The sequence below is a fragment of the Chelonobacter oris genome (assembly GCF_000772535.1).
In the GTDB taxonomy this organism is placed as follows: domain Bacteria; phylum Pseudomonadota; class Gammaproteobacteria; order Enterobacterales; family Pasteurellaceae; genus Chelonobacter; species Chelonobacter oris.
Map to the genome: position 1 here is coordinate 62433 of NZ_JSUM01000003.1, position 22784 is coordinate 85216.

General features: G+C 46.8%; 19 protein-coding genes. 12 read left to right on the forward strand and 7 right to left on the reverse strand.

Features of this window, described 5'->3' with window-relative positions:
* The first annotated feature begins 153 nt into the window (after positions 1-153).
* From gltB to tyrA, 4 genes are all read left to right on the forward strand, one after another.
* Positions 154-4614 (forward strand): glutamate synthase large subunit, encoded by a 4461-nt coding sequence (gene gltB, locus OA57_RS01730; protein WP_034612668.1) that lies wholly within the window; start codon positions 154-156, stop codon positions 4612-4614.
* 73 nt (positions 4615-4687) lie between these two features.
* Positions 4688-6097 carry an FAD-dependent oxidoreductase gene (locus tag OA57_RS01735; RefSeq protein ID WP_034612671.1) on the forward strand — a complete coding sequence of 470 codons (1410 nt, stop codon included), beginning with the start codon at positions 4688-4690 and terminating at the stop codon, positions 6095-6097.
* A 166-nt stretch (positions 6098-6263) separates the two neighbouring features.
* Entirely contained in the window at positions 6264-7331 is a 1068-nt protein-coding gene (locus OA57_RS01740) for a 3-deoxy-7-phosphoheptulonate synthase (protein ID WP_034612674.1), read from the forward strand.
* Positions 7332-7350: 19 nt separating this feature from the next.
* Positions 7351-8475, forward strand: coding sequence for a bifunctional chorismate mutase/prephenate dehydrogenase (tyrA, locus tag OA57_RS01745; RefSeq protein ID WP_034612677.1), 1125 nt, complete (start codon positions 7351-7353; stop codon positions 8473-8475).
* 206 nt (positions 8476-8681) lie between these two features.
* Here the strand turns inward: tyrA and priC are convergent, their stop codons facing one another.
* The gene (gene priC, locus OA57_RS12220) at positions 8682-9218 is read right to left on the reverse strand and encodes a primosomal replication protein PriC (RefSeq protein ID WP_161788330.1); all 537 of its coding nucleotides are present in this window, start codon (positions 9216-9218) and stop codon (positions 8682-8684) included.
* A gap of 682 nt (positions 9219-9900) precedes the next feature.
* Here priC and OA57_RS01755 point away from each other — a divergent pair.
* On the forward strand, positions 9901-10902 hold the full coding sequence (locus tag OA57_RS01755) for a porin (protein ID WP_034612679.1): 1002 nt from the start codon (positions 9901-9903) through the stop codon (positions 10900-10902).
* A 109-nt stretch (positions 10903-11011) separates the two neighbouring features.
* On the opposite strand, the gene OA57_RS01760 is transcribed toward OA57_RS01755, so the two are convergent.
* The 6 genes from OA57_RS01760 to cmoA all read right to left on the reverse strand — a co-directional run bounded on the left by OA57_RS01760 (position 11012) and on the right by cmoA (position 15134).
* A complete protein-coding gene (locus tag OA57_RS01760) occupies positions 11012-11833 on the reverse strand; it encodes a D-hexose-6-phosphate mutarotase (RefSeq protein WP_034612681.1) in 822 nt (273 codons plus the stop codon).
* 104 nt (positions 11834-11937) lie between these two features.
* Complete coding sequence (locus OA57_RS12555; protein WP_034612684.1) at positions 11938-12495, reverse strand: DNA-3-methyladenine glycosylase I; 558 nt, start codon at positions 12493-12495, stop codon at positions 11938-11940.
* Positions 12496-12504: 9 nt separating this feature from the next.
* Positions 12505-12939 carry a group III truncated hemoglobin gene (locus OA57_RS12560; RefSeq protein WP_034612687.1) on the reverse strand — a complete coding sequence of 145 codons (435 nt, stop codon included), beginning with the start codon at positions 12937-12939 and terminating at the stop codon, positions 12505-12507.
* Between the two features lie 61 nt (positions 12940-13000).
* Complete coding sequence (locus tag OA57_RS01775; protein WP_084589860.1) at positions 13001-13336, reverse strand: hypothetical protein; 336 nt, start codon at positions 13334-13336, stop codon at positions 13001-13003.
* Positions 13337-13430: 94 nt separating this feature from the next.
* Positions 13431-14396: a tRNA 5-methoxyuridine(34)/uridine 5-oxyacetic acid(34) synthase CmoB gene (gene cmoB, locus OA57_RS01780; protein ID WP_034612693.1), complete on the reverse strand. Its 966-nt coding sequence runs from the start codon at positions 14394-14396 to the stop codon at positions 13431-13433.
* A gap of 12 nt (positions 14397-14408) precedes the next feature.
* Positions 14409-15134, reverse strand: a complete 726-nt coding sequence (gene cmoA / locus OA57_RS01785; RefSeq protein WP_034613523.1) for a carboxy-S-adenosyl-L-methionine synthase CmoA — start codon at positions 15132-15134, stop codon at positions 14409-14411.
* A gap of 172 nt (positions 15135-15306) precedes the next feature.
* On the opposite strand from cmoA, the gene OA57_RS01790 reads away from it, so the two are divergent.
* The 7 genes from OA57_RS01790 to ruvA all read left to right on the forward strand — a co-directional run bounded on the left by OA57_RS01790 (position 15307) and on the right by ruvA (position 22741).
* Positions 15307-16902, forward strand: coding sequence for a YdgA family protein (locus OA57_RS01790; RefSeq protein WP_034612695.1), 1596 nt, complete (start codon positions 15307-15309; stop codon positions 16900-16902).
* 177 nt (positions 16903-17079) lie between these two features.
* Positions 17080-18213, forward strand: coding sequence for a porin (locus OA57_RS01795; protein WP_034612697.1), 1134 nt, complete (start codon positions 17080-17082; stop codon positions 18211-18213).
* A 207-nt stretch (positions 18214-18420) separates the two neighbouring features.
* A complete protein-coding gene (gene aspS / locus OA57_RS01800) occupies positions 18421-20190 on the forward strand; it encodes an aspartate--tRNA ligase (RefSeq protein ID WP_034612700.1) in 1770 nt (589 codons plus the stop codon).
* 3 nt (positions 20191-20193) lie between these two features.
* Positions 20194-20673 carry a dihydroneopterin triphosphate diphosphatase gene (gene nudB / locus OA57_RS01805; protein ID WP_034612703.1) on the forward strand — a complete coding sequence of 160 codons (480 nt, stop codon included), beginning with the start codon at positions 20194-20196 and terminating at the stop codon, positions 20671-20673.
* Positions 20660-21400 (forward strand): YebC/PmpR family DNA-binding transcriptional regulator, encoded by a 741-nt coding sequence (locus OA57_RS01810; RefSeq protein ID WP_034612706.1) that lies wholly within the window; start codon positions 20660-20662, stop codon positions 21398-21400. Before nudB ends, OA57_RS01810 begins: the two co-directional genes overlap by 14 nt.
* Before the next feature lie 84 nt (positions 21401-21484).
* Entirely contained in the window at positions 21485-22063 is a 579-nt protein-coding gene (gene ruvC, locus OA57_RS01815) for a crossover junction endodeoxyribonuclease RuvC (RefSeq protein ID WP_034612709.1), read from the forward strand.
* A 72-nt stretch (positions 22064-22135) separates the two neighbouring features.
* Positions 22136-22741, forward strand: a complete 606-nt coding sequence (gene ruvA / locus OA57_RS01820) for a Holliday junction branch migration protein RuvA (RefSeq protein ID WP_034612713.1) — start codon at positions 22136-22138, stop codon at positions 22739-22741.
* Positions 22742-22784: the final 43 nt, after the last annotated feature.

Genomic DNA, 22784 nt, shown 5'->3' on the forward strand with positions numbered 1-22784 from the left:
AATTGATTTTTTACTAATGAATTGTGCTTATTTTTATATTTTATTTAAAATATGATGGATTGATATAAAAATATTTTGACTGAAATCGCATTTTTTCGTATTTTCTAACGATATTCTAAAAAAGAAACGTGATATTAATACAGGAAATTTATTATGCTTTATAACCGTGATGAAATCAGGGAAAACTGCGGTTTTGGCCTGATAGCCCATTTAGAAGGAAAACCCAGCCATAAAGTGGTGAGAACCGCAATTTTGGGCTTGTCCCGTATGCAGCATCGTGGAGCGGTGTTGTCCGACGGAAAAACCGGGGACGGTTGCGGTTTGCATATGCAGATGCCGAAGCGCTTTTTCCGTTTCTTGGCGGAGGAACAAGGCTGGCGTTTAGGCAGGGAATTTGCCGTAGGGCAGATTTTTTTGCCGACGGATCCTCAGCTGATTGAAGAATATACGGCGATTATTAAAGAAGAACTGACCCGTGAAACCCTGACCATTGCGGCTTGGCGTGATGTTGCGATCAACAAATCGGTGTTGGGGGAAATTGCCGCCTCCAGTTTGCCGGCGATTAAGCAGGTATTTGTCAATGCGCCGGCCGGTTGGGGGCGCACCGACATTGAACGCCGCCTGTTTATGGCGCGTCGTCGTATTGAAATGCGAATTGCGCATGACGATTTCTATATTTGCAGCTTGTCCAGCCAAGTGATTATCTATAAAGGTTTGTGTATTCCGCGTGATTTGCCAAAATTTTATCTGGATTTGGCGGATTTACGCATGGAAAGCGGAATTTGCTTGTTCCATCAGCGCTTTTCTACCAACACGCTGCCGCGTTGGAAATTGGCTCAACCGTTTCGTTTTTTAGCGCACAACGGTGAGATCAACACGATTTCCGGCAACCGTGCTTGGGCGAGGGCGCGTGCCTACAAATATCACACGCCGTTGATTCCCGATTTACAATCGGTTGCACCGTTTGTGAACGAAAGCGGATCCGATTCCAGTTCGCTGGATAACATGTTGGAGCTGTTTGTCCACGGCGGCATGGATTTGTTCCGCGCCATGCGTTTATTGGTGCCGCCGGCATGGCAATACAATCCGGATATGGATGATGAACTGCAAGCATTTTATGATTTTAACTCAATGCATATGGAACCGTGGGACGGCCCGGCCGGGATCGTGTTGAGCGACGGTACTCACGCTGCCTGTACGTTGGATCGTAACGGTTTACGTCCGGCGCGTTATGTCATCACTCAGGACAAGTTGATTACGATTGCCAGTGAAGTCGGCATTTGGGATTACGCCCCTGACGAAGTGGTGGAGAAAGGGCGTGTCGGGCCGGGCGAGCTATTGGTAATTGATACCGAAAACGGAAAATTAATCCACTCTGATGAGATTGATGCCGATTTAAAACTGCGCCACCCGTATCGTTCATGGTTGAAGAAAAACGTTTTGCGTCTGGCGCCTTATGAAAGTCTGCCGGACGATAAAATCGGCAAGGCGGAACTGGATCAAACCGCACTTTTGATTCGGCAAAAACAGTTCGGTTATGACAAGGAAGAGCTGGAAAGTCTGATTCGTGTTTTGGGCGAAGACGGGCAGGAAGCTGTCGGCTCAATGGGGGATGATGCCCCGTTTGCCGTGCTGTCGGAAAAACCGCGCGTGATTTATGATTATTTCCGTCAATATTTTGCCCAAGTCACCAACCCGCCGATTGACCCGTTGCGTGAAAAACATGTGATGAGTCTGAATACCAGCATCGGGCGTGAGATGAGCGTGTTTTTTGAAACCGAAGGAATGTCGCATCGTGTCAGCTTTAAATCGCCGATTTTGCTGTATTCCGATATAGAACAGCTGAAAGGATTGGAGCCGACGTATTATCAGCACAAGGTTTTGGATGCGACCTACGACGTTGCTGCAACATCACTCAAAGCAGCATTGCTGGCATTGTGTGATCAAGCGGAAAGTGCGGTACGTCAAGGCTCGGTGTTGCTGATTTTGTCCGACCGCACTTTAGCGAAAAACCGCTTGCCGATTCCTGCGGTATTGGCAGTCGGGGCGGTGCAGCAACGTTTGGTGGATACCAATTTACGCTGTGACGCCAATATTGTGGTGGAAACCGGATCGGCGCGCAATCCGCACCATTTTGCAGTGTTGATCGGCTTGGGGGCGACGGCGATTTACCCTTATTTGGCGTATGAAAGTCTGGCGCAAATGATTGCCGAAGGGGCGATTAAAAAACCGCTGCGCACAGTGATGGCGAATTTCCGCGACGGGATTAATAAAGGGCTGTATAAAATTATTTCTAAAATGGGCATCTCCACGATTTCCTCTTATCGCTGCGCGCATTTGTTTGAAGCGGTCGGTTTGGGTGATGATGTGGTGGAACTTTGTTTCCGAAAAATCCGTTCCCGTATCAAAGGCGCCGGCTTTGCCGAGTTGGAAACGGATTTGAAAGCGTTGAACAAAGCCGCTTGGCGTGCCGGTCAGGATCTGGATAACGGCGGCTATCTGAAATATAAACCGCAAGGTGAATATCATGCCTACAATCCCGATGTGGTCAACTATTTGCAGCAGTCGGTCAACAGCGGTGATTATTCGATTTATCGTCAATATGCGGAAACGGTCAACAATCGCCCCGCAACCACGCTGCGTGATTTGCTGAAACTGAATATTGATCCCGAGAAGAAAATTCCGCTTGATGAAGTGGAACCGGCCGAGGGATTATACAAGCGTTTTGACTCGGCGGCGATGAGTATCGGTGCTTTAGGGCCTGAAGCGCATGAGGCGTTGGCTGTGGCGATGAACCGTTTGGGCGGCTATTCCAACTCCGGTGAGGGGGGGGAAGATCCGAAACGTTACGGCACAGAAAAAGTGTCTAAAATCAAACAAGTTGCTTCCGGTCGTTTCGGCGTGACGCCGGCGTATCTGATGAGTGCGGAAGTGATTCAGATTAAAGTGGCACAAGGTGCGAAACCGGGCGAGGGCGGACAATTGCCGGGTGACAAAGTGACGCCTTATATTGCGCAATTGCGTTACTCCGTGCCGGGTTCAACCCTGATTTCGCCGCCGCCGCATCACGATATTTATTCGATTGAAGATTTGGCACAGTTGATTTTCGACTTGAAACAAGTCAATCCGAAAGCGATGATTTCGGTTAAACTGGTTTCCCTGCCGGGTGTCGGTACGATTGCCACCGGCGTGGCGAAAGCCTATGCGGATTTGATCACCATTGCCGGTTATGACGGCGGTACGGGGGCAAGCCCGTTATCCAGTGTTAAATATGCCGGTTCGCCGTGGGAGCTGGGCTTGGCGGAAGCACAACAAGCCTTGGTGGAAAATAATCTGCGCCATAAAGTGCGGTTACAGGTTGACGGCGGTTTAAAAACCGGACTGGATGTGATCAAAGCGGCGATTCTGGGGGCGGAAAGTTTCGGTTTCGGTACCGGACCGATGGTTGCCCTCGGTTGCCGTTATTTACGGATTTGTCATCTGAACAATTGTGCAACGGGGATTGCCACACAAGATGAAAAATTACGCCAAAACCACTATCACGGCTTGCCGGAAAAAGCGATGAATTACTTCAAATTTATCGCACAAGATGTGCGTGAACTGATGGCGGAGCTGGGCGTTACCAAACTGACCGACCTCATCGGCAGAACGGATTTGCTGTCAATCATCGAAGGCAAAACCGCCAAACAGAACGCCTTGGATCTCCGCGGATTACTGTATGCGCCGAAAGTACCGGCAGGCAGTGCGCGTTATTGTATCGAAGCCAATCAGACCATGGATAAAGGCGATTTGAACCGTGCGATTGTCGCAGACGTGCAAAAAGCCTTATCCGATGAGGCGCATTTGGATCTGACTTATGATGTACGTAATACCGATCGTTCGGTAGGGGCGACGTTATCGGGGCTGATCGCTAAGCAATACGGCAATAAAGGCAACGATAAACAGCGGTTTGATATTCGCTTGAACGGCACGGTAGGACAAAGTCTCGGGGTGTGGCTGGCAGGCGGCATCAACCTTTATTTGACCGGCGATGCCAACGATTATGTCGGTAAAGGCATGGCCGGCGGCAAGATTGCCGTTCGTCCGCATAACGGTACGATCTTTAAAGCGGAAGAATCCACCATTGCCGGCAACACCTGCTTATACGGCGCAACGGGCGGAAAACTGTTTGCTTCCGGTCGTGCCGGAGAGCGGTTTGCGGTGCGCAATTCCGGTGCAACGGCAGTGATCGAAGGGATTGGTGACAACGGTTGTGAATATATGACCGGCGGTGTGGTGTGCGTATTGGGCAAAACCGGTATCAACTTCGGTGCGGGTATGACCGGCGGCTTTGCCTATATCCTTAACAGCGACGGCAAATTTGAATCCCGTTTGAATCCTGAATTGATCGAAACATTGTCGATATCGGATTTAGTGACTCATCAAGAGTATCTGCGCGGTTTGATTGCCGAGCACGTTGAAAATACCGGCAGCCCGTTGGGCGAGCGTATTTTGGCGAATTGGGCGGACTATATCGGGCGTTTCCTGCTGGTGAAACCGAAAGCGAAAGATGTGAATTCGTTACTGGGACATCAGCGTCGTACAGTAGATGAATTACGTGTGGTTACGCAATAGCCATTCGATAAGCAAGACAGCAAAGTGCGGTCTGACCGCACTTCAGACAGATTAAGAGACAGGAAATAACAGTATGAGTCAGCAGGGAAATATTTATCAGTTTATTGATTTGCCGCGAATTGATCCGCCGAAAAAAGGATTGGCTGATCGTAAAACGCAATTTATTGAAATTTATCAGATTTATGATCAACCACAGGCGGCTTCACAGTCGGATCGCTGTTTGGAATGCGGGAATCCGTACTGCCAGCACAAATGCCCGTTACACAATAATATTCCGAACTGGCTAAAGCTGGTTTATGAAAATCGGATTATCGAAGCCGCCGAGTTGGCGCATGAAACCAACACGCTGCCGGAAATTTGCGGTCGGGTTTGTCCGCAGGATCGGTTGTGTGAAGGCTCCTGCACCCTGAATGCCGAATTTGGTGCCGTTACCATCGGCAGTGTGGAAAAATACTTGACCGAAAAAGCCTTTGAAATGGGGTGGCGACCACAAATCAAAAATATACCGCATAGCGGCAAAAAAGTGGCGGTAATCGGCTCCGGCCCGGCCGGTTTGGGCTGTGCCGAACTGCTGATTAAAAACGGCGTATCCGTTACCGTGTATGAACGCGAGCCGGAAATCGGCGGTTTGTTGACTTTTGGGATTCCGTCGTTCAAGTTGGAAAAAGAAGTGATGATCCGTCGGCGTGAAATATTCAGCGATATGGGCATTGACTTTAAACTGGGTGTCGAAATCGGCAAAGAGATTTCACTTGAGCAACTGGCTGCCGATTATGATGCGGTATTTTTAGGTGTCGGCACGTATCAAAGTATGCAGGCGAAGATTCCGAATGAAAATGCGCAAGGGGTTTATTCGGCATTGCCTTTCCTGATTGCCAATACCAAAAATGTAATGGGGCTGCCGTGTGATGAATTTGTGTCGATGGCGGGGAAAAAAGTGGTGGTGCTGGGCGGCGGTGATACTGCCATGGACTGTGTGCGTACCTCGATTCGTCAGCAGGCGGCGGAGGTAACCTGCGTTTATCGACGTGATCAGGCCAATATGCCGGGCAGTCGCCGTGAAGTGCAAAATGCCAAAGAGGAAGGGGCGAATTTCTACTTTAATGCGCAGCCGGTTTCGATTGAAACCGATGCAAACGGCAAGGTGATCGGCATTAATATTGTGCGTACCGAATTGGGTGAACCCGATGCAAACGGTCGCCGTCGTCCGCAAATCGTGCAAGGAAGTGAAGAGCTGATGGCGTGTGATGCGGTGATCGTAGCATTCGGTTTTGCGCCGCACGCCATGCCGTGGCTAAGTGCGGTCGGCGTGACTACCGACAATCGAGGACGGATTGAAGCCAAAGGCGAATTTAAACAGCAGACAGCAAATCCGAAAATTTTCGCCGGTGGCGATATTACTCGCGGTTCCGATTTGGTCGTTACCGCAATTGCCGAAGGACGTGATGCGGCACACAGCATTATGGCGTATTTGGATATTTAGCGTTTGAATTTTACTGCTAAAACCTGCCGTTATATTCGAACGGCAGGTTTTTTATGGAGCTGACCGCCTCAATGCTTGAGTTTTTTCTTAAGATGGATTATTGTAACTATATTAATACAATCGATGTATAAAAATATTTACACAAAAGTTAACTTAAGGAATCGCAATGAACGCAGTTGCCCATAAAGACACGATTCATAACGTCAATATTCAAGATGAAAAAGTGTTGCTTACCCCGCAAGAATTGAAACAAAAACTCCCCTTGTCATTAGCGTTGAAGAAACAGATTGAACAATCGCGTTATGATATTGCGCAAATTATTCATAAAAAAGACAATCGGTTACTGGTTGTTATCGGGCCGTGCTCGATTCACGATCCGGCTGCGGCAATTGAATATGCACACAAATTAAAAGCACTGGCTGAGGAAATTAAAGAGACGGTTTATATTGTTATGCGGGTCTATTTTGAAAAGCCGAGAACCACGGTCGGCTGGAAAGGACTGATCAACGATCCGCACTTGGACGGCAGCTTTGATGTAGAGTATGGTTTACAGTTGGCACGGAAATTGTTGATTGATTTGGTCGGCATGGGATTGCCGTTGGCAACCGAGGCGCTGGATCCGATTTCACCGCAATACATGGCGGAGCTGTTCAGTTGGTCGGCGATCGGCGCGCGCACCACCGAATCTCAAACACACCGCGAAATGGCTTCAGGCTTGTCAATGTCGGTCGGCTTTAAAAACGGCACCGACGGCAGTCTTGCCACGGCGATTAATGCCTTGAAGGCCGCTTCAATGGGACACCGTTTTATCGGCATTAATCAGCAAGGGCAGGTCAGCCTGCTGCAAACCGCCGGTAACAAAGACGGGCATGTGATTTTGCGCGGCGGTAAAAAACCGAATTATGAAACCCCGTTCGTACAACAATGTGAGCAGGAACTGGCTGCCGCCGGTTTGGAACAGTCGATTATGATCGATTGCAGCCACGGCAATTCCAACAAGGATTACCGCCGCCAACCGTTGGTGGCGGAAGATGCGGTGCAACAGATTCTTAGCGGCAACCAATCCATCACCGGATTGATGCTGGAGAGTAACTTGTGTGCAGGCAATCAAAGTTCCGAACAGCCGTTTGACCAGATGCAATACGGCGTCTCGATCACCGATGCGTGCATTGATTGGCAGACAACCGAGCAATTATTGCGTAAAATTCATCAACAATTGTTGAATCGGGCATAATTAAGCAGGAGATGACATTATGCAGCCATTGCAGGTATTGCGTGATGAAATTGATCAGGTTGATCGCGACTTATTGAAATTATTGGAAAAACGCTTGCAGCTAGTGTCGGAAGTCGGGCATGTCAAACACCGGCACGGCTTGCCGGTGTACGTGCCGGAACGAGAAGCGGAAATGCTGGCTGCCCGCCGTCGGGAAGCGGAAAAAATCGGCGTGCCGCCGGATCTGATTGAAGATCTATTGCGCCGAATTATGCGTGAATCCTACCAAAACGAGCATAAAAAAGGGTTTAAAACCGTCAATCCGGACATAAAAAAAATTGTGATTGTCGGGGGAAAGGGCAAACTGGGCGGTTTATTCGGGCGCTATTTTCAGCTGTCGGGATACCAAGTCGAAAATCTGGGGCGTACGGAATGGGAACGGGCGGATCACATTTTACAAGATGCCGATGTCGTGATCGTAACCGTGCCGATTCGCAGCACACTGGAAACAATCGAACGCTTGCAACCGCACTTGCGTGAAAATATGCTGTTGCTGGATTTCACCTCGGTAAAACGTCAACCGGTGGAGAAAATGCTGCAGGTGCATAAAGGAGCGGTTTTGGGACTGCACCCGATGTTCGGCCCGGATATTGCCAGCTTTGCCAAGCAGGTGATTGTACGGTGTGACGGGCGCTATCCGGAACGTTACCAATGGATTTTGCAGCAAATGCAGATCTGGGGTGCAACCCTTTATACCATTGATCCTGCCGAACATGATAAAAATATGACCTATATTCAGGCGTTGCGCCATTTCGCCACCTTTGCCAACGGGTTGCATTTATCACGCCAACCGGTGGAACTGGCACAGCTGTTGGCACTTTCATCTCCGATTTACCGCTTGGAATTAGCGATGATCGGGCGGCTGTTTGCACAAGACGGGGAATTGTATGCCGATATTATTTTGGATAAACCGGAAAATCTGGCGGTGATTGAATCACTAAAAGACAGCTATCAGGAAGCGTTGCAGTTTTTTGAACGGCATGATCGGGAGGGATTCAGCCGTGCCTTCAAGCAGGTCAGCGACTGGTTTGGAGATTATTCCGAGATATTTATGAAAGAAAGCCGTCAGTTATTGCAACAGGCGAATGATTATAAGCAGTTTTAATAACGGAAAGGCTACTTTTAGGCAGCCTTTCGTATCATCGTTTTTCATCTTTTTTAATGGCGTTTTTGACCGCACTTTTAATAGCAAGCAGGATGCCGATGAAAAAGGCAAGCATAATCAATAAGATAATAGCTGTTTCCATTATAACTCCTCTTTTGCAAGCCGATCTTGATGTTTTCGTAATTCTTTGCCGCCTAGAACCGCACTTAACCTTTTTCCCTTTCTGCAACAAAGAATAAATACTCTTCCAGATTATCAATCGCATCTTGACAACGTTGTTTACGTTGTTCGGTCTGCTGAATTTTCTGTATCAACGCGGAATGGTGCTGTGGAGCGGCTTGTAATAAGGCGTCATTTTGTTGTGCGACCAGATCGTTTAATTGACGTAAGAATTGATAATACTTTTCCAATCGGGCTTTAGGCGGCAGATCATGCACGTGATGTTTGTTTTTGATTGGGGCGGGCTTTGCGGCAAAGTGCGGTTTCTGCGAGTGTGATTGGGTGAGATCAAGCAAGGCATGATATTGTGCCACCAGTTTTTCCGCATAAAATGCGGCTTGCGCCGTTTCTTGCCCCGTATGTTGTAAAATCGCTAATGTTTGCCGCGCTTGTGCCAAACATTGCCCGACAGTTTCGTGTTCGATTGAAAACAGACGAGAATCCAACGGCTGGGTAATCGGCTTGTTTTCGTATTTTGCCAATGCTTGAAAATAACATGCTATTTTATCGAAGTGTGGTTGCATACGGCGGTTTCCTGCTTGCTTCAGTTTTGCGATCCGAATCGGGAAAAGTTGATCGGCAACGGGTGAAAATGACATCTATTTTAGAGTAGCCTTTCTTTAAATACAATTGAATAACATGATTCCCCGTTTAATCTTGCTAAACAATCGGCACTAACGCAAGCGGATAAACAGCGTGCGCTATACCGCACTTTTGCTTTTTGCGGGCAATAGAATTTTGCTAATAAATCATTAAATTATCAATTAAAGCCGAATTTTATCTCAGAACTTTGATCTGAATCACACAAAAAATCTGAACTTTGTCAATCGTAATAGATTTATTTTTTATGGATTTTTTATTTTTATAAAAAAACGATTAAAAACAAATGGATAGCGTGATTGCGGGGCGTTTTTTATCTTGATCTTTATGAATAAAATACTCCAAATCAGTAGAATAAAAGTATGCAGAACCGTCATGAATAAGTGTTCGTTTATTTTAATATATTGAAATAATTAAAAATTTTGTTTTTTTGACAGTGGCTATGCAGGCTTGACAGCCAAAATGGATTCTGTCAGTATGTCCTCGGAAATTAAAAACAGGGTTGGACAACGCTGTTGCGTGAAAGTTCAATCTAAGTTCCGTTTATTTATGCACTAGCGAACATAAATAAATTAACGTTAAACTTAAGTAAAAAGGCAGACTATTATGAAAAAGACATTAGTAGCTTTAGCAGTAGCGGCAGTAGCGGCAACTTCTGCAAACGCAGCAGTCGTTTATGACCAAGACGGTTCTAAAGTTGAAGTGGGCGGTTCTTTACGTTTACTCTTAAATAAAGTAACCGGTGAACGTGCGGATCTAAAAAATGACGGTTCCCGTTTGCAATTCAAAGGCAGCCAAGATCTGGGCAGCGGTTTAAGTGCCATTGCTGGAATTGAATTCCGTTTCAGAGGCAATGACAATACTTATAAAAACGGTCCGGGTCAAAAAAACAGCAGCAGCGATTTTGGTGAAGTTAACACCGAACGTTTATGGGCCGGTTTTAAACAAGACGGCGTGGGTACCTTGACTTTCGGTCGTCAACTGACCAATGGTGATGCAATCCAGTTGGCTAACTTCATCAACTATAAAGACGGTAACGTTAACCTGACTGACTATGCCAACAAATCTGTGAAATTCGTTTCTGACAGTTTTGGTGGTTTCAGCTTCGGTTTAGACTATATTTTTGGTAATGAAAATAAAGATGATACATCACGTAACTATAAAAACGGTTACGGTGCAGCCTTGTACTATACCGGTGATTTGTCACAAGATGTGAAATTTAACTTCAGAGCCGGTTATACTCAAGACCGTTTCGATACAGTTGAAACAACCAGACGTGACAGCTGGCGTGTAGCGGGCGAATTCGTTATCGATCAAGTGACTTTCGGTTATAACTACGGTCAATCACGTAATAAAGAAGACGGTGTGAAACAAGCGAAAGAAACTTACCATATGGCGGGTGCGCAATACCGCTTCTCTGAGCCGGCAGCGCTGAACCTGCAATGGAAACGCTTTACCCAAGGTGATGATAAAGTGAATACTTACATTGTCGGCGTAGATTATAAACTACACAAAAATGTGTATACTTTCATCGAATATCACCATGACAGACCGAATGAAGGCGAAAACAACAATGATGTTGGCGTAGGTTTACGCGTATTCTTCTAATTTAACGATACCTATCGTTGATTAAAAAGCCGAGTGTTATTACAACACCCGGCTTTATTTATTTCTGCGTGTTCGGGATTATCTTTACTCTTCCGATACACTCAAATTATCAGCGCTGCAAACGAATGATCGCCTGTACGCTTTCGCCTTGCTGTAATGGGCGGCTGATGCGTGATGTTTCAACACACAACATGGTTTGATAGCCGTTTTGCGACATATTGCCGGTTGGCTTTTGCCACGGATTCCAGACTACAATATCGGAAGCATTGAGATGTTCCACGTCGATAATTCGTTGCTGCGCTTTGTCATCAATATGGCTGATCGGATTTTCTGCGCTGTAGACGGCGTCGACTTCTTGTTCAAACGTGCGGGGGGAGGGCACACAGACTTGCTGTCCGCTTAAGGTATCAAGTGCGGTTTTCGGCAAGCCGTATAGCGTAGTTTGCGCAATATCGCCGATGTTGAAATAGCTGTGCAGGGCAAGTTGGGCGGGTTCGGTGCGATAATGGGTAAAGGTCAGACGGCATGCTTCGCCGAATTCCATTTTTAATGACGCTTCGACCAGCTGATGTTCATCAAGCAAGCTGAATGTCAGCGCCGCATTTTCGGCATCCATTTGCCATTGGCTGAGTTGCCAATTTGTGATTCGGGCATAGCCGTGCGCCGGTGTGCCGTTATCTTTAAACCACGGATAGCAGACCGGAATGCCGCCGCGAATGGCGGAACCGAGTTTAAACGGTTCGATTTCGCTTAACCACAGCAAATCCTGTTTGGCAAAGTGCGGTTGCCAGCTAAGCAAATGCGCGCCTTGCAAAGCGATAACCGCTTTTCCGACAGCGTGCTCAAGTACGATAACCGGAATTTCATTAAGCTGTTGCAGAGAAAGCGCAGGGTGCAGCTGTTTGATAAAAGTTGGTGTGTGATGAAACATAAAGAATTCCTTATTCAGATGATCGTCAACATTTTACGCTGATTGCCCGACTTGGCAATCGGATATTCCTTGTTGGTGAGGCGGTGTTTAACTGAGAACAATCATCACGCTTTCTTGTTGTGGTGCCAAGCCGGTTCGGATGCCAGAATTTTGGCATAAATCGGGCAGTCGGGTTGATGGGCGCCTTGCAGGTAACCGCAGCTCATCAAAAATTCATTCACGATTTCCTCACCGACAAATTTGAATTGTTTTTTGAACAGTTTGACCCAATCGGTCAACGGGCGGGGGTGATGGTAATCGAGCCAGTTTTTAAATGAACCGTATTGTTGCTGCAACTGTAAAATTTGACTGGCGTTATAGATTGCGGCATTGACCTTCAATTTATTACGCACAATGCCGGCGTCATTTAACAGACGTTCTCTATCGACATCAGTGTAGGCGGCTACGGTTGCAATCTCAAATTGCGAATAAGCATTACGGAAATTTTGTTGTTTTTTCAGCATCAATGTCCAGCTTAAACCAGCCTGATTGATTTCTAACACGAGCCGCTCAAATAATTGATTATCGTCGGAAATTGGATAGCCGTAATGATGATCATGATAGATTTTGTTCACTTCATCTTGCTGTAGCGGTAGGGTATTGACGTAATCACAGTAGCTCATAGTAAGATCCTATTGGTTGATATTGCTGCGAATGCGTTGCATAAACATCGGCAGATCGTCGGTCAACACGCGTTGTACCATCAGATCTTGAATGCGTTCCGCACGGAATAACGCTTTTTCCGCTTTTTCGCCGACAAACAGCTCATTCACCGTTTGACGCCAATGTTGCAGCCAAACCTCGAACATATCACGGTTCATCGGTCGGCGTTTGTGCAGTTTAATGTGTTGCAACATCGGGTTGCCTTGATAGCTATTGAGCTCAAAAAGGTTACTTTCCCAAAAGCGATACATTTTTTCCAAATGTTTTTGCCAGTGACTGCCTTGAATATGGTTGAACATATAGCCAATATGTTCGTCAGCCAGTACTTTGTCGTAAAAACAATTAACTAATAATTCGATATCATCACGATTTTCTAGCGGTTTAGGAAAAATAGTTGCTTGCATATTTTTTTCCTGTCAGAAGGGAATCGTTATAATGGTCTTGAGGTGTCGGCTCAAGACCGTACTACATACAGCCGCCGCAACTGCCGCAACGCCAATCTTCTTTGTTAACGGCATGATAGAAATAATGAAAGTATTTTTCATCAAGCGGAACACCGGCATTGATAAAAACATCAGCCAACCAGTCGGCATTTTCAATAATCCATTCATCTTCATACAGTCCTTCACGAAACAGTTCTTCTTCCGGATCCATAAAGCTATAAATTCCATTGGTACCCATATCATGTTCACGCTTCGTCTCCGGTAGGATTAACGGTAATCCTTGAAATGTAATTTCCCAATGTCCCAGACAGAGTGTGTTTCCCTGTGCTGTCCAACGAGCATTAAATGGATTCGACATCATCGGCTGAACCTCTTGTATAACAAAATTTGAGCATTATGTTACACCGAATCAAGGGAATATTAATGCCTCATAATCGGTATTTTACGATCGATTATTTATTCGCCAAAATAACCGCTCTTTTCGGTGCCGGATAGCCTTCGATAGTTTTATTGTGATCGTATGGATCCAGAAAATCGATTAATGATTCGTTTTCCAACCATTCCGTTTTACGTTGTTCTTCGAGCGATGTGATTTCTACGTCAACACAGCGCACCTGTTTAAAACCGCACTTTTCCAGCCAATTGATCAATGCGGCAACCGACGGAATAAAATAGACGTTTTTCATTTTGGCATAGCGATCGGCAGGCACGAGAACATCATTGACGTCGCCGTCAATCACCAGCGTTTCCAACACCAGTTCACCGCCGTTGACCAATTGATCCCGCAGCTGCGACAGATGATCGAGTGGTGATTTGCGGTGATACAATACGCCCATTGAGAACACGGTGTCGAATGCCGCCAACGGTTGCATTTGCTCAATGCCTAACGGAATCAAATGGGCGCGGCGATCGTTATTCAGTAGTTTGCGCACCGCTTCAAACTGGCATAAAAACAGCTCGGTCGGATCAATGCCGACCACCATGTTTGCGCCTTCACCCACCATGCGCCACATATGATAGCCGCTGCCGCAGCCGACATCCAGAATCGTCCTGCCTTGCAGCGGTGCCAAGTGCGGTAGCACGCGCTCCCATTTGAAATCGGAGCGCCATTCGCAATCTACGTAAATGCCGTGCAGGTGATACGGGCCTTTGCGCCACGGCATCAGTTGCTTGAGATGGTAGATAATCCGCTGTTGTTCGCCGTCGGAAAGTGGTTGATTAGGTACGGCTTCGACCGCACTTTGCAGATTAATCTGCTTTGCCTGTAAATCAGGCAGAAAATCCACCACTTTCGCCCATTTAGCATAGTCGCCGTGGGCGTTTTTTTGCCATTGCCGCAATTGTAGCGGCAGGGTTTCCAACCAGTCGGAAAGGGGGGAGGCGGCAATTTGTTGGTAAAACGGACGAAAATCAATCATAAAAAACCTTGCTTATTTAATCGCAATCATTGAACCGAAATTAAAGCATTGAAACCAGACTTCGGTATGTTCGAATCCAATCTGCTGCAACCGTACTTTATGCTGCGAAATCGAATCGGTGCGCATCACATTTTCCAGGGCGGTGCGCTTTTGGCTGACTTCCAGTTCGCTATAGCCGTTGGCTCGTTTGAATTCGTGGTGCAGATCAATTTGCAGTTCATTAATCACCGGATCGTCAAAACGGAATTTTTCCGACAGTACCAAGACACCGCCCGGATTCAAGCCTTGATAAATCGTTTCCAGCAGTAAAGTGCGGTCTTGCGGCGGTAAAAATTGCAGGGTGAAATTGAGGATCACCATTGAGGCGTTGTCAATCTTGATATCACGAATATCGGCACATAAAATGTCGACCGCACTTTCACCGTGGTAGGCATCGATATGGCGGCGGCAGCGTTCTACCATCGCCGGCGAATTGTCTACGGCGATAATAGCCACATTCTTTTGTTTAATATTTCGACGAACAGACAATGTTGCCGCACCGCGTGAACAGCCCAGATCATAAACCTGTGTATCCGGCCGTACAAAGCGCTGTGCCAGCATACCGATTGCGGTGATGATATTCGAATAGCCCGGCACCGAGCGTTGGATCATATCGGGAAAGACTTCGGCAACGGCTTCGTCAAAAGTAAAATCACCGATTTTTTCAATCGGTGCGGAAAAAAGGGTGTCTTTGTTCATGGTGTTTTCAAAGCTGGTCAAAGTGCGGTTATTGTAGTGAAAAGCCGACGATGCGACAAATGATTTGTTTGCATGTGTGCGGCATATTTCTATATACATAGTAAAAAACTATGGTATTTTGTTTTCAATTGAAAATGCGTTTTATTGAGTGAACGGTATTAAGGAGAATAGCATGAAAAAATCGGGATTGGCGGTCGGTATTGTCGGTGTGTTGGTTGTCGCTTGGGCGGGCGGAACGTGGTATACCGGCAAAGCGCTGGAAGAAAAATATGCGGCGCAAATTGAAGCGCTGAATAATGAGATCAGGCTATATTTGCCGCCGACAAGCGAGATTACGCTGGAATTTGCCAATGTCGGCTATCAGCGCGGTTTTTTCAGCACTGAAATCCAAGATAAAGTGGTATTACGTGATAAAAACGGTGAGCATGACGTGCGGTTTGACAGCACGGTTCAACACGGCCCGTTGCCGCTTTCCAATCTGGTAAAACTGAATCTGAAGCCGGTAATGGCGACAGGGCAAAGCCGACTGGCTAAAAATGCGCTGGTGGAACAATGGTTTGCGGTGAGCAAAGGACAAAACCCGTTTATCTCTGATTTCAGCATCGGCTATAACGATACTGTGGTGGCGAAAACCCGGATTGCCGCCACAGAATATAGCGAAGATAACCGAGAGTTTAAAAGCAGTGAAGTCGTGATCGATTCGAATACCAATTTGCGCGGAATCGGTGATTTGACGCTGAATTTGGATCACGTTTTGTTCCAAGAAAGCGCCAACGGAGAGAATGTTCCGAATACGACGAAAATTCAGTTTGACGGGATTAGCCTGCATAGTGCTCAGCAGACAAGCCAATGGCAGGATTTAAGTACCGGCATGCAAACGTGGACGGTAAAAAATATCGACTTCGATCTTCAGCCGGGAGAGCCCGGTGAGGAAAAACCGCTTAAAGTAAACATCAATGATTTTGTTATTGCCGGCGATGTCAAATTGAACGGCGATCTATTTGATATTTTATCTAAAATTCAGTGGCAGAAATTGAATATCGGCGGGTCGGATTTCGGTAAGTTTCAGTTTAATTTCAACCTGAATAAATTGGACGGAAATGCACTGAACGAGCTGGTTACACAGTTTAAAGCCATGCCTGCCAATGGCGAGTTTACTCCCGAACAAAACGATAAAGCTGAGGAGGCGGTGATGGCGCTGTTGAAAAAACAACCTGAATTACAAGTGTTGCCGCTTTCATTTACCAATAGCGCCGGCGCCAGTCGGTTGAATTTGGATTTAGGGCTGAATTTTGCCGATGAAAGTAGTGAAAATTTACTGGATTATCTGTCTAAATTCGAATTGAACGGCGAGATCAACAAAAAAATGCTACAACAGCTGATTGAACAGGTGAATGGTGTTGTTGAGGAGCCGAAAGATCCACAGCAGGTTTATCAAGAAATCGTGCAGCAACTCATCGAAAGTGATTCGTTTGTGGAAACGCCGGACGCATTTACGGCAAAATTGATTTTGGAAAACGGGCAGCTGAAACATAACGGCGAAGTCGTGCCGCCGGAAAAAGTGGACGAGTTTATTGTGACGATGATGATGGCGGCGGCATTTTATCAGCTGGATGACGGTGATTACGATCTCGATTATGCCGATGATGATGTCGACTTTGATGAAGCCAACGGTGAATTTTCGCCGAATGAATCCTTTGATCTGGCTATTCCTGATTTATCACCGTCCGATTTAGAGGGCTTGCCGCCGGCAGCACCTCAGCAATAACCTTTCTCTTCCATTCCCCTTCCAAGTGCGGTCAGGCGACCGCACTTTTGCGTGAAGAGCGGCTATCAAAGTCTGGAAAAGCATATTTAATAATTTAATGTCATTTGAAAATTATTTTGTAAATAATTATACTAAAACACGCCAAATTAACCTAAGCTTATCAAGAGATTAAAATTTATGAAAAAATTGACGCTGACAGCCGCTTTGCTGGCATTAACAACCGGTTCCGCGCAGGCGTATACCGCTTTTGACAATAATGATACCAAACTTGAACTGGACGGTTCGCTTCGTTTGAAATGGACGAGTACCTCAAATAAAACGGAAACCGCAGACGGTGAAAGTAAAGAGCATATCAACAGACCGGTACAAAATAACGGGTCGCGCGCCGGCTTTAAACTCACTCAACAATTAGGCAATGATTTTTATGCCCTTGGTCGAATGCAATTCCGTGCCCGTGGTGCCGACAGTTACGGCCGTTCCGATTCGCAGCACGATTTCGATCATCTTTACACCCACTATGCGTTTGCCGGTATCGGGCATAAGCAATACGGTGAACTGACTTACGGTCATCAGCTTGCTTACACCGATTATGTTAAACAAACCGATTTGCCGAATACATTAAGTATTTCAGACGGGTATTACAACACCGCGCAACGCAACTCCCTGCAATACGCCTACAAAGGCGTTGCGGGATTGACCTTGGCGGCATTTTATGGATTTGAATCGGATCGTAATTCCAACATGACCCTGCGTTCAAATCGTCGTATCGACAGTTATGGCGGTGCGGCAATTTATAAATTTGAGCTGGCAGCCGATCAAAAAGTGACGTTGGCAGTCGGTGCCGATCGTGAACGTTATGAAAATGCTAACGGTTCCGGTTATAGCCGTGGCGTGTATTCTTTCGGCTCGGCTTATACGGTTGCCGACACCACCTTTGCATTGGATTTGGATCAACGCATTATTGCCAATCAACAAGTGAATAATGCCGGCGATCTTCGCCGTACCACCGACCGTGAAGTGCGCGCTTTGGTTTTCCACCGTTTAACCAAAGATTGGAATATTTATACGCAATACGGTTATCATACGACTAAGCGCGAAAGCGATACCTTGGCAAATGCGAAAATCAAACGGGATAAATATATGGTCGGAACGGAGTATGTATTGCTTCAATCGAGCGCCGATCAACCGTTTCGTGTCAAAACGTTCCTTGAAGGGCAATATATCCATGCCAAAACCTATAATGCCAATGATACCAAAACGATTGACAGCAAAGATAAAGTGGCGGTAATCGGTTTGCGGGTTTATTGGTAATATTTTGATAAACCGCTAAAACCCACCGCACTTTGCTTATTTGACCGGTAAAGTGCGGTTATCGTTAGCGATAGGTTGTTTTTGAGGGCATAGTCAACACACGCAACCGCACTTCCAGAAACCTGTTCATTCCTCAGCAAAATTCCGCTATAATTCGCCAATTCTCTATTCTAATAATGTCAAAATAAAATCAGCAAGGAACATAACATGATGCGTACACATTACTGCGGCTCACTGAATCGAAGCCATGTCGGACAGGAAGTAACACTCAGCGGCTGGATTCACCGCCGTCGCGATTTCGGGGCGATGATTTTTGTGGATTTGCGTGATCGTGAAGGCATCGTGCAGGTCTTTTTTGATCCGGCACAGCAGGCGGCGTTTGAGGCGGCAGCGGCGTTGCGTAATGAATTTTGCGTACAGATTCAAGGGGATGTGATTGCCCGCAGCGAAAAAAACATCAATCCTGAAATGGCGACCGGTGAAGTGGAAGTCTTGGCGAAATCCCTGAAAATTTATAACACCGCCGCTGTGTTACCGCTGGATTTCAATCAAAACAATACCGAAGAACAGCGTTTGAAATATCGTTATTTGGATTTGCGCCGTCCTGAAATGGCAGAGCGGATCAAAACCCGAGCTAAAATCACCAGTTTCGTGCGCCGTTTTATGGACGAACACGGCTTTTTGGACATTGAAACGCCGATGTTGACCAAAGCAACGCCGGAAGGTGCGCGCGATTATCTGGTGCCGAGCCGAGTGCATAAAGGCAAGTTTTATGCGCTGCCGCAATCGCCGCAGCTGTTTAAACAATTGTTGATGATGTCCGGTTTCGACCGTTATTATCAAATTGTGAAATGTTTCCGTGATGAAGATTTGCGTGCCGATCGTCAGCCTGAATTTACCCAAATCGATGTGGAAACCTCGTTTATGACGGCGGAAGAAGTGCGTGCGGTGATGGAACGATTGGTTCACGGTTTGTGGCAAGCAACAATCGGTGTCGATTTGGGGCAGTTCCCGATTATGACCTATGCTGAAGCCATGCGCCGTTTCGGTTCAGATAAGCCGGATTTGCGTAACCCGTTGGAATTGGTTGATGTGGCCGATTTACTGAAAGAGGTTGAATTTAAGGTATTCAGCGGCCCGGCAAACGATCCGAAAGGACGCGTGAGCGCACTTCGTGTGCCGAATGGTGCAACCTTGACTCGTAAACAAATTGATGAATACACTCAGTTTGTCGGCATTTACGGGGCGAAAGGCTTGGCATGGCTAAAAGTTAATGACTTGTCGGCAGGTATTGACGGCGTGCAAAGTCCGATTGCCAAATTCTTATCGGCAGAGGTGCTAAGTGCGGTATTGGCACGCACCGAAGCGCAGAATGGTGATATTATTTTCTTTGGTTCCGATAAATACAGTATTGTCACCGATTCGATGGGGGCATTGCGGTTGAAAGTCGGCAAAGATTTGCAATTGACCCGGTTGGATCAATGGAAACCATTGTGGGTGATCGACTTCCCAATGTTTGAAATGAGTGAAGAAGGCGAATTGGCGGCAATGCACCATCCATTCACCTCACCAAAAGATTTTACACCGGAACAACTGAAGAATGATCCGACGAGTGCGGTAGCCAATGCTTACGACATGGTGATTAACGGTTATGAAGTCGGTGGAGGTTCGGTACGGATTTTTGATCCAAAAATGCAGCAGACCGTATTTGGTATTTTGGGCATTAACGAACAGGAGCAACAAGAGAAATTCGGTTTCTTGTTGGACGCATTGAAATTCGGCACGCCGCCGCATGCCGGTTTAGCGTTCGGTCTGGATCGGCTGACTATGCTGTTGACCGGTACGGATAATATTCGTGATGTGATTGCCTTCCCGAAAACTACGGCGGCGGCTTGTTTGATGACCGAAGCGCCGAGCTTTGCCAATCAACAGGCGTTAAACGAGCTGGGATTGACGGTCGTAAACGCAAAAGAATAACACATGCCGAATTTTAAACGCCCCGAATCGGTTCTGATTGTGGTTTATGCCGTTGATAGCCGGCGTGTGCTGATGTTGCGGCGCAATGACGATTCGGCGTTTTGGCAGTCGGTTTCCGGCAGTCTGGAGCCGGACGAAACCGCACTTCAAGCCGCAGAACGGGAAGTGGCGGAAGAATTGGGTATCTCCATTGTCAGACAAAATCTGACGTTGGTCGATTGTAAAAAGTCGATTGATTTTGAAATTTTTCCGCAATTTAGACATAAATATGCGGCTAATATCACCCATTGTCATGAGCATTGGTTCTTATTACCGCTTCCTAATGAATGCAAAGTGCGGTTGACGGAACATTCGGATTACCGTTGGTTCAGCCCCGAAAGTGCGGTTAAGCTGACAAAATCATGGAATAATGCGTTAGCAATTGAAGAATTTTTATTAAAAAAGATAACTCAGAAAAGAGGTAATTTAAATGGCAGGCCATAGTAAGTGGGCAAATATTAAACACCGCAAAGCGGCGCAAGATGCGCAGCGCGGAAAAATTTTCACCAAACTGATTCGTGAATTGGTTACCGCCGCCAAAATCGGCGGCGGTGATGCGGCGGCAAATCCGCGTTTGCGTGCGGCGGTGGATAAGGCGTTGGCAAGCAACATGACTCGCGATACTATTAATCGTGCGATTGAGCGTGGTGTCGGCGGCGGCGATGACACCAATATGGAAACCCGTGTTTATGAAGGCTACGGCCCGGGCGGCACGGCAGTGATGGTCGAGTGTTTGAGCGATAACGCCAACCGCACGATTTCGCAAGTTCGTCCCAGCTTTACCAAATGCGGCGGCAATTTGGGCACGGAAGGTTCGGTCGGTTATCTGTTCAGCAAAAAAGGCTTGATTCTGATTGCGCACGGTGATGAAGATGCGCTGATGGAAGCGGCGATTGAAGCCGGAGCGGACGATGTTCAACCGCAAGATGACGGCAGTTTTGAAATTTATACCGCTTGGGAAGAGCTGGGAACCGTGCGCGACGGCATTGAAGCCGCCGGCTTTAAAATTGAAACGGCGGAAGTCAGTATGATTCCGTCCACTACAGTAGATTTAGATGCGGAAGCGGCGCCGAAGCTGCTGCGCTTGATCGATATGCTGGAAGATTGTGACGACGTGCAAAACGTCTATCACAACGGCGAAATCAGCGACGAAGTGGCGGCGCTGCTGTAATGCTTGAAACGTGAATATTGAGGGCGCAATTTGGCGCCCTTCATTTTGTTCACGGCGATTTAAGGCGACTATGTTAAGGCGACTATGGCAATTATTTTAGGCATCGATCCCGGTTCACGTGTTACCGGTTACGGCGTGATTCGACAAAACGGGCGTAAATTGGAATATCTTGGCAGTGGTGCGATTCGTACGGTGGTGTTGGATTTGCCGACACGGTTAAAACGGATTTATGCCGGCGTCAGTGAAATTATCACCCAGTTTCAGCCGCAAATGTTTGCGATTGAGCAGGTGTTTATGGCGAAAAATCCGGATTCCGCTTTGAAGTTGGGGCAAGCCAGAGGCGTGGCGATTGTCTGTGCCACCAATTTTGATTTGCCGGTATTCGAATATGCCGCACGCTTGGTGAAACAGACGGTGGTCGGCAGCGGCTCGGCGGATAAGACCCAAGTGCAGCATATGGTCACCCGAATTCTGAATTTATCCGCCGAACCGCAGGCGGATGCCGCCGATGCGCTGGCGATTGCCATTACTCACGCCCATACGGTTCAACATTCATTGCAGATCGGGCAAACGGCTGCCGCACTTCAACACGGCAAGGAAAGCAGCGTGGTATTGAAAACCCGTTACAGTCGCGGACGTTTTCGCTTAAAAACGGAAAAATAACTGGTTATTTATACAGTTTTATTTTATGCTATCCGCATTCTTAATTTTCACTCCGATAGAAAGAGAATCCGAATGATTGGACGTTTGCACGGCACGATTATTGAAAAACAGCCGCCGGAAATTTTGATTGATGTTCAAGGGGTCGGCTATGAATTATTGCTGCCGATGACCAGTTTTTATCACCTGCCGGAATTAAATGAAACGGCAACGTTGTTTACCCATCTTGTGGTGCGTGAAGATGCGCATTTGCTGTTCGGTTTTGCCAGTAAGCAAGACCGCACTTTATTCCGCGACTTGATTAAAACCAACGGTGTCGGCCCTAAGTTAGCCTTGGCGATTTTGTCGGCGATGTCGGTCGAGGAGTTTGTTTTTGCCATTGAACGGGAAGAATTGTCGAAACTGGTAAAAATTCCGGGTGTCGGTAAAAAAACGGCGGAGCGCTTATTGGTTGAACTGAAAGGCAAATTCGGTCATGTGAAAAAAGCTGATTTCTTTATTACGGAACAACACGGCATCTTGAACCCATCTTACCAAGACAGTCCGCAAGAAGATGCGATTGCGGCATTGATCGCCTTGGGCTATAAACCGGCGGATGCGGAAAAAATGATTAAACGGGTTGCTGCAACGGATTTGAACAGTGAACAGTTGATTCGTGAAGCCTTAAAAAATGCCCTATAATTTATCAATAGATCGTATCACTTCAATAACAGGATAATGTAGC

Coding starts and splice junctions, on each gene's coding strand:
- gltB (WP_034612668.1), top strand. CDS start 154: ATGCTTTATAACCGTGATGAAATCAGGGAAAACTGCGGTTTTGGCCTG.
- OA57_RS01735 (WP_034612671.1), top strand. CDS start 4,688: ATGAGTCAGCAGGGAAATATTTATCAGTTTATTGATTTGCCGCGAATT.
- OA57_RS01740 (WP_034612674.1), top strand. CDS start 6,264: ATGAACGCAGTTGCCCATAAAGACACGATTCATAACGTCAATATTCAA.
- tyrA (WP_034612677.1), top strand. CDS start 7,351: ATGCAGCCATTGCAGGTATTGCGTGATGAAATTGATCAGGTTGATCGC.
- priC (WP_161788330.1), bottom strand. CDS start 9,218: ATGCAACCACACTTCGATAAAATAGCATGTTATTTTCAAGCATTGGCA.
- OA57_RS01755 (WP_034612679.1), top strand. CDS start 9,901: ATGAAAAAGACATTAGTAGCTTTAGCAGTAGCGGCAGTAGCGGCAACT.
- OA57_RS01760 (WP_034612681.1), bottom strand. CDS start 11,833: ATGTTTCATCACACACCAACTTTTATCAAACAGCTGCACCCTGCGCTT.
- OA57_RS12555 (WP_034612684.1), bottom strand. CDS start 12,495: ATGAGCTACTGTGATTACGTCAATACCCTACCGCTACAGCAAGATGAA.
- OA57_RS12560 (WP_034612687.1), bottom strand. CDS start 12,939: ATGCAAGCAACTATTTTTCCTAAACCGCTAGAAAATCGTGATGATATC.
- OA57_RS01775 (WP_084589860.1), bottom strand. CDS start 13,336: ATGTCGAATCCATTTAATGCTCGTTGGACAGCACAGGGAAACACACTC.
- cmoB (WP_034612693.1), bottom strand. CDS start 14,396: ATGATTGATTTTCGTCCGTTTTACCAACAAATTGCCGCCTCCCCCCTT.
- cmoA (WP_034613523.1), bottom strand. CDS start 15,134: ATGAACAAAGACACCCTTTTTTCCGCACCGATTGAAAAAATCGGTGAT.
- OA57_RS01790 (WP_034612695.1), top strand. CDS start 15,307: ATGAAAAAATCGGGATTGGCGGTCGGTATTGTCGGTGTGTTGGTTGTC.
- OA57_RS01795 (WP_034612697.1), top strand. CDS start 17,080: ATGAAAAAATTGACGCTGACAGCCGCTTTGCTGGCATTAACAACCGGT.
- aspS (WP_034612700.1), top strand. CDS start 18,421: ATGATGCGTACACATTACTGCGGCTCACTGAATCGAAGCCATGTCGGA.
- nudB (WP_034612703.1), top strand. CDS start 20,194: ATGCCGAATTTTAAACGCCCCGAATCGGTTCTGATTGTGGTTTATGCC.
- OA57_RS01810 (WP_034612706.1), top strand. CDS start 20,660: ATGGCAGGCCATAGTAAGTGGGCAAATATTAAACACCGCAAAGCGGCG.
- ruvC (WP_034612709.1), top strand. CDS start 21,485: ATGGCAATTATTTTAGGCATCGATCCCGGTTCACGTGTTACCGGTTAC.
- ruvA (WP_034612713.1), top strand. CDS start 22,136: ATGATTGGACGTTTGCACGGCACGATTATTGAAAAACAGCCGCCGGAA.